This window comes from Microcoleus sp. A003_D6, from assembly GCF_036702825.1.
Classification (GTDB): Bacteria; Cyanobacteriota; Cyanobacteriia; order Cyanobacteriales; family Microcoleaceae; genus Microcoleus.
Map to the genome: position 1 here is coordinate 1 of NZ_JAUBWA010000059.1, position 7,934 is coordinate 7,934.

Annotated in this window: 9 protein-coding genes; 2 read left to right on the forward strand and 7 right to left on the reverse strand. The window is 44.3% G+C overall.

From position 1 onward, the window contains the following. Positions 1-445: 445 nt before the first annotated feature. From QUB70_RS17460 to QUB70_RS17470, 3 genes are all read right to left on the reverse strand, one after another. Entirely contained in the window at positions 446-676 is a 231-nt protein-coding gene (locus QUB70_RS17460; RefSeq protein ID WP_332982214.1) for a hypothetical protein, read from the reverse strand. 63 nt (positions 677-739) lie between these two features. Beyond that, the gene (locus QUB70_RS17465) at positions 740-1,090 is read right to left on the reverse strand and encodes a hypothetical protein (protein ID WP_332982215.1); all 351 of its coding nucleotides are present in this window, start codon (positions 1,088-1,090) and stop codon (positions 740-742) included. A 34-nt stretch (positions 1,091-1,124) separates the two neighbouring features. Then, positions 1,125-1,736: a DUF4255 domain-containing protein gene (locus QUB70_RS17470; protein ID WP_332982216.1), complete on the reverse strand. Its 612-nt coding sequence runs from the start codon at positions 1,734-1,736 to the stop codon at positions 1,125-1,127. Positions 1,737-2,166: 430 nt separating this feature from the next. Between QUB70_RS17470 and QUB70_RS17475 the strand changes: the two genes are divergently transcribed. Together QUB70_RS17475 and QUB70_RS17480 are read left to right on the forward strand one after the other, a co-directional pair. Beyond that, positions 2,167-2,310: a hypothetical protein gene (locus tag QUB70_RS17475; RefSeq protein WP_332982217.1), complete on the forward strand. Its 144-nt coding sequence runs from the start codon at positions 2,167-2,169 to the stop codon at positions 2,308-2,310. A gap of 54 nt (positions 2,311-2,364) precedes the next feature. Continuing rightward, positions 2,365-2,595 carry a hypothetical protein gene (locus QUB70_RS17480; RefSeq protein WP_332982219.1) on the forward strand — a complete coding sequence of 77 codons (231 nt, stop codon included), beginning with the start codon at positions 2,365-2,367 and terminating at the stop codon, positions 2,593-2,595. 6 nt (positions 2,596-2,601) lie between these two features. Here the strand turns inward: QUB70_RS17480 and QUB70_RS17485 are convergent, their stop codons facing one another. The 4 genes from QUB70_RS17485 to QUB70_RS17500 are packed head-to-tail and all read right to left on the reverse strand — an operon-like array spanning position 2,602 to position 7,933. Beyond that, the gene (locus QUB70_RS17485) at positions 2,602-4,323 is read right to left on the reverse strand and encodes an aconitase/3-isopropylmalate dehydratase large subunit family protein (protein WP_332982221.1); all 1,722 of its coding nucleotides are present in this window, start codon (positions 4,321-4,323) and stop codon (positions 2,602-2,604) included. Positions 4,324-4,352: 29 nt separating this feature from the next. Beyond that, complete coding sequence (leuB, locus tag QUB70_RS17490) at positions 4,353-5,390, reverse strand: 3-isopropylmalate dehydrogenase (RefSeq protein WP_332982222.1); 1,038 nt, start codon at positions 5,388-5,390, stop codon at positions 4,353-4,355. After that, positions 5,383-6,567, reverse strand: a complete 1,185-nt coding sequence (locus QUB70_RS17495) for a LeuA family protein (RefSeq protein WP_332982224.1) — start codon at positions 6,565-6,567, stop codon at positions 5,383-5,385. The genes leuB and QUB70_RS17495 overlap by 8 nt, the downstream gene beginning before the upstream one ends. Positions 6,568-6,625: 58 nt before the next feature. Further along, entirely contained in the window at positions 6,626-7,933 is a 1,308-nt protein-coding gene (locus tag QUB70_RS17500) for an MFS transporter (RefSeq protein WP_332982225.1), read from the reverse strand. Position 7,934: the final 1 nt, after the last annotated feature.

A 7,934-nucleotide genomic window follows, 5' to 3' on the forward strand; every position in this document is an offset into this window, starting at 1 on the left:
GCTTCAAGCCATACACAAACGAACTAGAGAGTTGAAGGTCCCTACTTAATTATCTCACAGAACTTTTCACTGTCCAGAATTGGACTCAATTTTAGATTAGTTCGATAGAAACCAGGTCAATAAAAACCATTGATTGTACTTAATTATTAGACTTTCAAGATTAATACAAAATCTACGGTCTTCTTTCCTTCGGCTTGACTAAAATTTAAACCTTTGGAGGCAGGTTCGTAGCTGGAAGCAAAAACTTGAACAGCCAGCGGGCTTTTCAAAAGTGAAGTAAACGCATACTAATATAATAATTCCCAATACTATTACAAAAGGCTGAGTTTGAACAGCTTTCACTCTGACATTGAGCTTCTGGAATTTAAAAGTTAGCTAAGTGCGGTTTTTTATTCAAAACTTGGGCGGCTACTATTTAGATGCAGGAGGGATATTTTGTTGTGCTTCAATATTTATACCTTTCAGGGGGTAATTTCCTGACAACTAAAAATCTAATTTTTTCATTTTTTCGTTCAAATGTTTCACTTGGGCTACGCACTTCCGCGCGGTCAAGAAAAACTTTGACATTCTTTTCATTTTGAACTTTTTCTAGCTCCATTAATATATATAATTTATACTTTCTGTTGTTGTCACTGAAGGTAGACTCGCCACTCCCTTCAACCTGTATTCTTGCCATTACTAGGGGTTTTAGTGATGAGTCCTGCGCTTTTTTATCACCTCTCCTGTTTTTTTTTGTAATCTAACCCTTGATTCCAATCGGCGGCAAATCAATAACAATAATCCTATTACTATTGTCATTACTGGCTACCGTAACCTTTTTATCAACTTTACCGTAGCTCGTCCTCACACCAGGAAATGATACAGATAATGTATATTTACCGTCGGGCAAGTTTATAAAGCAAAAGCATCCGTCAATAGCAGTTAGAGTTTTGTCAGGACGCTTCACCATCTTTTCCCAACTCTTACCATAGGGGAGAGCCTGCAAATCTAGCCAATTTTTGAATTTATTTGGCATTTGGGTAATCTCCACTGATACCACAGGAATCGCTAACTTAGTTTTAGCATCTATAACTTGTCCTGCGATCGCCACCCGATTTTTTGTCTGTTCCTTTACTGGCCTGATTTTATTCTCCTAGTTCAGAATAATTTATTATCGACTCCTGTACAAGCTTTCCAGCTTCTACAGGTTCATGCACATCTACTGCAATGGTAACAGTATAGCTCAGAATTGCTTTGGGCTTCCCTCCCATCACTTGCCAGAATTCAGACCAATTTTGGGATTGAGGTGGACGCAAAGCCATTGTTCGCAACGGAGGTTCTTTTCCCTTAAGACTACCACACAAAAACTCAGCGGGAATTTTGGGGTAGCGCATCAGTATCTTCATAACTTCACCTAAAAATCGGTGTTCATCTCGATCACTTTGATCTTTTTGAACGCTCTCGCTTTTTTTCACCCAAACTGTAATAAAATAGGAACAATCAACTCTGACTGGAGGCGGATATTTGAGCGCGCTTCCATTAGTCTGACGCTCTACGATCCACTCATTGCTACGCAATTCTAGGTTTTCTCGAATGTCATAGAGAAATAGGTTAATCGTAGTAGCAACTGCATCTGTGGTGCTAGCCACCTCCTTATCAGGGGCAGCAAAGCTAATTCCAAAATCAGTAGACCTCCATTTTCTAGAAAGTTCTTGACTGAGTAATTCTTGCAGAGTTTCATCTAAGTCTTGAATCATTGATTTAAGCGATGTCTCGCATAGGTATCACTGCCGATCACTAGAACCAACTCAACAATTTATTTTTTTTCCCAATCGCAAAGGATAATATCTGACGATCGATCGCGTTCTGAAAAAATAGATGCGTGACAATTAAATTTTTTATCCTTCACCTAGTAATGATACAACACCTGTTGCCAGAGGTAATACTTTTTCTCGCTTAGTTGGAAACCAACTAACTATCTTCTATCTTTCGATAGACCAACTTTATTTTTTTAGATTGATGATTGTCAAGGGGGTAAGACCCCTTTTTTTGGTTATTTATATTAAGAAAATCTACAGATTGTAAAAATTTAACGCTATTAGCCAACAATACCGTCTGAAGGGTCTTGCGCTCGTTTACTGCAGGAAGTAAGAACGTCAGTTCCAGAATTCGGGGTGCATTTAAGTGGTGACAGAGATACGATCACTTTATGACCCCAACGGCTGCACGCTACAGGTCGCTTTCTGCAAGCTCACTCAACAAGCGATCGCCCTCCTGACGGCCCGCACCCCAACTATTGCCCTAAACGGGTATCCCCAAATATTGCCCTAGTGATGGAATAGTTTTTTGAGAGTATCACAGAAATGAGGTGGTGGAGACTCAGCCGTGGTAACGGGCACGACTGAGGCATCATTAATCCTCGCCGATCGCATAACTGGCGATCGCTCTCATCCTCATCACCGGCCCGAAAGTGAAAACCTCAACAGTTTTTCAGAGGCGATCGCCCCCTGGGAAATACCATCGAAACTGCACTGCTTTTCCCAGGCGCGAATAGCGCTGTACAAAAAGGACAGAAGCTTTTATTCCTTACCTGCTGAATATAGCATCAAACCCTAAAGAGCCTCATTCGCTTGCATCGCTAAGGCGATCGCTAATTTTTCCCTCAACTGCCGAAATAGCTACTACGCGGGGAGAAGCTAAATAGTTCTTCGCCGTTGGATCGCCGCTTCGCCCTTTGAAATTGCGGTTGGTCGCATAAACCCCTGTCTCTTCTTGAGTGAGTATCCCAAGTCCGGCATTAATACAAGCGCCACAGCCTGATTTGAGAATTGTGGCTCCCGCCGCTTCAAATATTTGCATATACCCTAAATTCTCAGCCTTTTGGCGCACCTCAAAAGAAGCGGGTACGATAAAAAGGCTCACACCAGGAGCTATACGGCGACCTTGAAGCACCTCGGCAGCTTGAGCGAGATCGAAAAGTTTCCCCCCGGTACAAGAACCAATAAAAGCTTTGGTAATAGGAATTTCTCCTAACTTGCTAATACCAATTACTTGGTCTGGTTTGGGAGGACGAGCCACCTGCGGTTCTAAATCGCTCAAATCAAACTGATAGATTTGTTCATAAGATGCCTCGGGGTCGCTACCAACGTCCTCAAATAAATCTTGACCGCAGTTTTGCAGATATTGGCGAGTTGTTTCATCAGGAGCGATTACCCCGCACATTGCACCGCACTCAATCGCCATGTTCGAGAGCGTCATGCGTTCTTCCATTGGCATCTGGTCGATAATACTGCCTCGGAATTCCATGACTTTCCCCGCAGCGCCGTCACAGCCAATTTTGCTGAGAATAAATAGGATGATGTCTTTTGCAGCAATATATTTGGGCAAAGTTCCTTCAAGTCTAAAAAGTAGGGTAGGAGGAACCCGCACCCACATATCCCCCATCGCAAAAATATTCGCCATATCCGTTGTTCCCACTCCAGTGGAAAAACATCCAAAGGCTCCGTAAGTGCAAGTGTGAGAGTCTGTACCCGCTACAATTGTACCTGGATGAATGAAGCCCTTTTCTGGTAGCAGAACGTGACAAATGCCAGCAGCTTCTCCGGGGGAAACCATATCGAACAAATGGCAGCCTTGCGAGCGGGCAAACTGCACCATTTCTGAGTATAATGAGGTGGCTTTAGGGTCTACTCGTACATCGTTGACTTGAATAAAGTGATCTGCTACTAAAACAACACGGCTGGCATCCCAAAGTTTTGCTTCTTCTCCAAAATTCTGGTAAAAAACATCAGCAACAGGTGCAGCTACGGCATCGTGAGACATGGCGAGATCGACTTTAGCAAAAACCATCTCTCCCGGCTGAACGTAAGCATTGCCAGAGGCCCGTGCCAAAAGTTTTTCTGTCAGAGTCATCGCCCTAGCATAAGTTGAACTCTGGGGAACGGAAATTTCACCTTTCTGTCGCTTTTGGTTAAAGGGAATTAAGCCACCTGCCCTCACAATAGCTTCGACGACTGGATTATTATTAGGCTGGGAGTAAACTTCTAATGTCAGACCAATATTGATACTATTTCGGTAAAATATTTCGGCAAAAGACAGGGCGCGTATTTTTTTTATGCCAGCAGCTTTTATGGCAATAGGTGCATTTTCTCGGCTAGAACCGCAGCCGAAATTGCGTCCGGCTTCGATTTCTTCATAACCTACAAGGTTTCCTTCACCAATCAGATGTTCAAAAGCATACTGCTTTAAATAATCTGGGTCGGCAGTAGTACACCGTTTTGCCGGAATAATATCGTCTGTATTGATATCATCTCCAAAAATCAATACTTTCGGTTCGGTTGTCATAAGTTTTCCCTACTGCTTGTTTATCAAAGTTAACTACCGAGCTGTTGGACTATCAATTCGGTTAAAGTTTCCGCGTTGACTAAGATTTCTTGACCCTGGGGGGCTAAATCTGCCGTGCGGTAGCCCAGGGCTAAAACTCTTTCGATGGCTTGAATTAGGTTGATAGCCGCATGGGTTTCCCCCCACTGCTGAAGCATTAAGACAACTGCCCCCATCGTTCCTAGAGGATTGGCAATACCCTTCCCGGCAATATCTGGTGCTGTGCCGTGTATGGCTTCATAAAGACCGAACCCGCGCTCGTTCAGACTGGCAGAGGGTAATAACCCGATGGAACCTACTAATGCTCCTCCGATATCGCTGAGGATATCCCCAAATAGATTTCCTGCTAGAATCACATCAAATCGCTTAGGCTCCCGCACGAGTTGCATAGCTAAGTTATCCACTAGCATCGGCTCTACTATAACATCAGGGAAATGTTTGGCTTCCTCCTGCACTAAACGGCTCCAGGGGATTTGTGGCAGAGCATTTTCTTTATGGGCGACGGTAAGCAAACCTCGGCGCTCTTTAGCTTTGCCTAAAGCTACTTTAGCGATGCGGCGGATTTGCCAGTCGTAGTATTTCATTGTATGAAATCCATAATAGCCATTGTCGTCTTCTGTTCGTCCTGATGGCCCAAAATAAATTCCGCTTACTAACTCTCGAACAAATAATATATCTGCTCCTTGAATCTTGTGCGACTGAAGGCTGGATTTATCCAATAAAGTTTCAAAGGGACGCACGGGACGAAAATTGATAAAAAAGTCGAAGTGTTGGCGAAGTTCGAGAATTCCGCCTCTCGTAACGGCTCCGAATAAAATTCCATCAGCACCTTCGCATAGTTGGGCGGTTTGGTCGGGGAAGAATTTTCCAAATTCATTGAAGGCAGGTTGTCCAATTAAGGCATAGTCTATAACTAGAGAAAACCCTTCTAATTTTGCTAAATGCAGCAGAACTTTTAAGGAAGCGTCTACCACTTCTGGCCCGATTCCTTCGCCAGGGAGAGCTACCACGCGATACGGCTCAGTCATTGAAAAATCCTCCCTCGAATAACTCGATGACTTCTTCTGGGGAAAAGCACCGCTGCTCTTGAATGGAAAGGGATTTGATTTTATCTCGCATTCGGTTGTAATCTTCAGGAGTAAGCGGTTTGTTGAGTTGCTTCTCAAACAGGTACTGAAAATTGCTAGAACCGCTGCATTTGCCAAACCAAATTTCTGGGCGGGCGTGAGGAAAAATATGGTAGCTATCTGGGTCGCGTAAGAAGCCATTAACGTGAATGCCGCTTTCGTGACGAAGGGCAGCTTGGGAGTAAGGGGAAGCAGGACGAACTCCTAGTGAATCGAGGTAGTCTGTGACTTGGGAGAGGGCTTCATAATTAATGCCCTCTACTTCTATCCCAAAGCGCAATCTAAGTCCATTTAAGACTTGCTCTAGTGGGATATTACCCGCCCGTTCGCCAATGCCTCGGAATGTGCCTGAAATCATTGAAGCTCCCGCGATGACAGCTTGGAGGGTATTTTCGAGAGCCATGCCTAAGTCATTGTGAAAATGCACTCCTAAAGCTGCATTGTTGACTAATTCTAGAAGGTCGCGAACCCATACATAAGTTTTCTCTGGAGTGAGGATGCCCATTGTGTCGCAGAGGATAAAGTGTTCGATGTAGGGTTGGAATTCGCGAATGCACTGAACTAAAAAGTTAAAATCAGCGCGGCTGGCATCTTCGGCAGCAAACTCTACTTTTAAACCGACTTCTGCACTCGTAGCATAACGCAGATTTTCCAAAACTTTATTAATCATATTTTGGCGGGCGCGGTGAACAAGAGCATTAGGGAGATTGTCATCCTCTATTTTCTCTGGGTGCGCTGTTAAATTGCGGACTTCTGTATCTCTTAAAAGTAAAAGGCGATCTGAAACGGCATAGAAGAGGATAATTCGTTCTATTCCGCAAGCTTTAGCTCGATCTATAAATTGTTTACCAAGCATTGTGGAAGCCGTCATGGTGCTGCCTAAGCCTTCTGCTACCAAGGTTTTTAGTAAATGTTCTTCGGTTTCGTGAACGGCTGGCATTATTGCTATTTGGTGGATTCCAGCTTGGCTGATGAGTTTGGCTAAAGTTCTTTTAGTTTCATAAGGAAAGAAAAGCCCAGCTTGCTGTTCGCCATCCCGGAGGGTTTCGTCAGACATGATTAAGGGAAGTGTTGACATAGGATATCTCCCAAAATATAGAGTTTCTACAGTTATTAATTAAGATTTTCAAGCCGCGCTAAATCGCATCAGGCAGTTCATCTTCTACAAACCGCAAGCGCGGATATCGGTAAGCAGCAACAATTACCAGTATAGCGAAAATTTCCATTGTAATAAATAGCAGGCTAATGCCGCGACCCGGCCCCACGCCAATGATTTTTCCGACGCTTCCAGCCAATAAACCATCAGCCGCCATTAAAGGTTCAAAGATGCGTTCCGCTAGAGTGCCAGCCACAATATAAGCAAGGGGAATACACGAGAAACAAATCATGTTTAACGTTGCAAAGACCCGTCCTTGAATATTAGGAGGAACTTTTCGGAGTAAGATGGCATCGCAATAGCCATTGATGAAAGGTATACTGAAGAAAAACAAGAAGTTAGCCAGGGCAAAAAGTGCAAAAGAAGCCCGTAAACCCAATACTAGGATGCACAGATGAGCGAGAATATCGAAAGTAAATATGCCGCGAATTAAACGTCTGGGTCCCCCTCCCCAAATAGTCATAGCCAGACTGCCCAACAGCATCCCGGCACCGCCCAACGACTGAATGGTTCCAAGAGTGCTAACTGAAGCAAACGAAAGTACCAAGGGAGTAAGCAAAACTTCAACCAGTCCGGCAACAAAGTTGTCCAACGCGAATAAAATCAGCAGCATTAACAGTCCGGGACGGACGGCAATGTAAGTCCAACCCTCAATTGCCTCACGCCAGAGTGAACTTTTCTCATCTTCTGAACCCTTAGCATTTTTAGCATTAGGGAAACGAACAAGTAACAGAGTTGTTACAGCAAAAAGGAAGGTCACAAAATCAATTAAAATCACACCTTGAAGCTGGACAACTCCCATCAAAACTCCTGCCAGCAGGGGCGAGATTAGTTGGGCGCACGCTTGTCCTGACTGAACCATACCGCTGGCACGAGCTAGGTGTTCTTTCGGTACTAATAAAGAGGTCGAAGCAGTATAAGCTGGTAATTGAAAGGCTTTGCAGACAGAACTAATGCCAACGGCTAGATAAAGATGCCAAATTTCAAGGCTCTCCGTAGCAAGTAATAGGGCGATCGCCACTGTGGTTATCGCCGCACCGGAGTCAGACAGAATCATGCACCACCGCCGGTTCCATCGGTCAACTAAGGCACCTGCTACCGGAGAAATCAGGATACTGGGCAGCATAGCCGATAGCAAAATCAGAGAGAATTGGGTCACTGACTCTGTACGCTGGTACACCCACACTCCCAATGCAAAGCTTGTCAGACCCGACCCGATGAGGGATATCAGTTGTCCGAACCAGACTATAAGAAAAACGCGCATTTGACGGAATATACGGAATCGCATG

Coding starts and splice junctions, on each gene's coding strand:
- QUB70_RS17460 (WP_332982214.1), bottom strand. CDS start 676: ATGGCAAGAATACAGGTTGAAGGGAGTGGCGAGTCTACCTTCAGTGAC.
- QUB70_RS17470 (WP_332982216.1), bottom strand. CDS start 1,736: ATGATTCAAGACTTAGATGAAACTCTGCAAGAATTACTCAGTCAAGAA.
- QUB70_RS17485 (WP_332982221.1), bottom strand. CDS start 4,323: ATGACAACCGAACCGAAAGTATTGATTTTTGGAGATGATATCAATACA.
- leuB (WP_332982222.1), bottom strand. CDS start 5,390: ATGACTGAGCCGTATCGCGTGGTAGCTCTCCCTGGCGAAGGAATCGGG.
- QUB70_RS17495 (WP_332982224.1), bottom strand. CDS start 6,567: ATGTCAACACTTCCCTTAATCATGTCTGACGAAACCCTCCGGGATGGC.
- QUB70_RS17500 (WP_332982225.1), bottom strand. CDS start 7,933: ATGCGATTCCGTATATTCCGTCAAATGCGCGTTTTTCTTATAGTCTGG.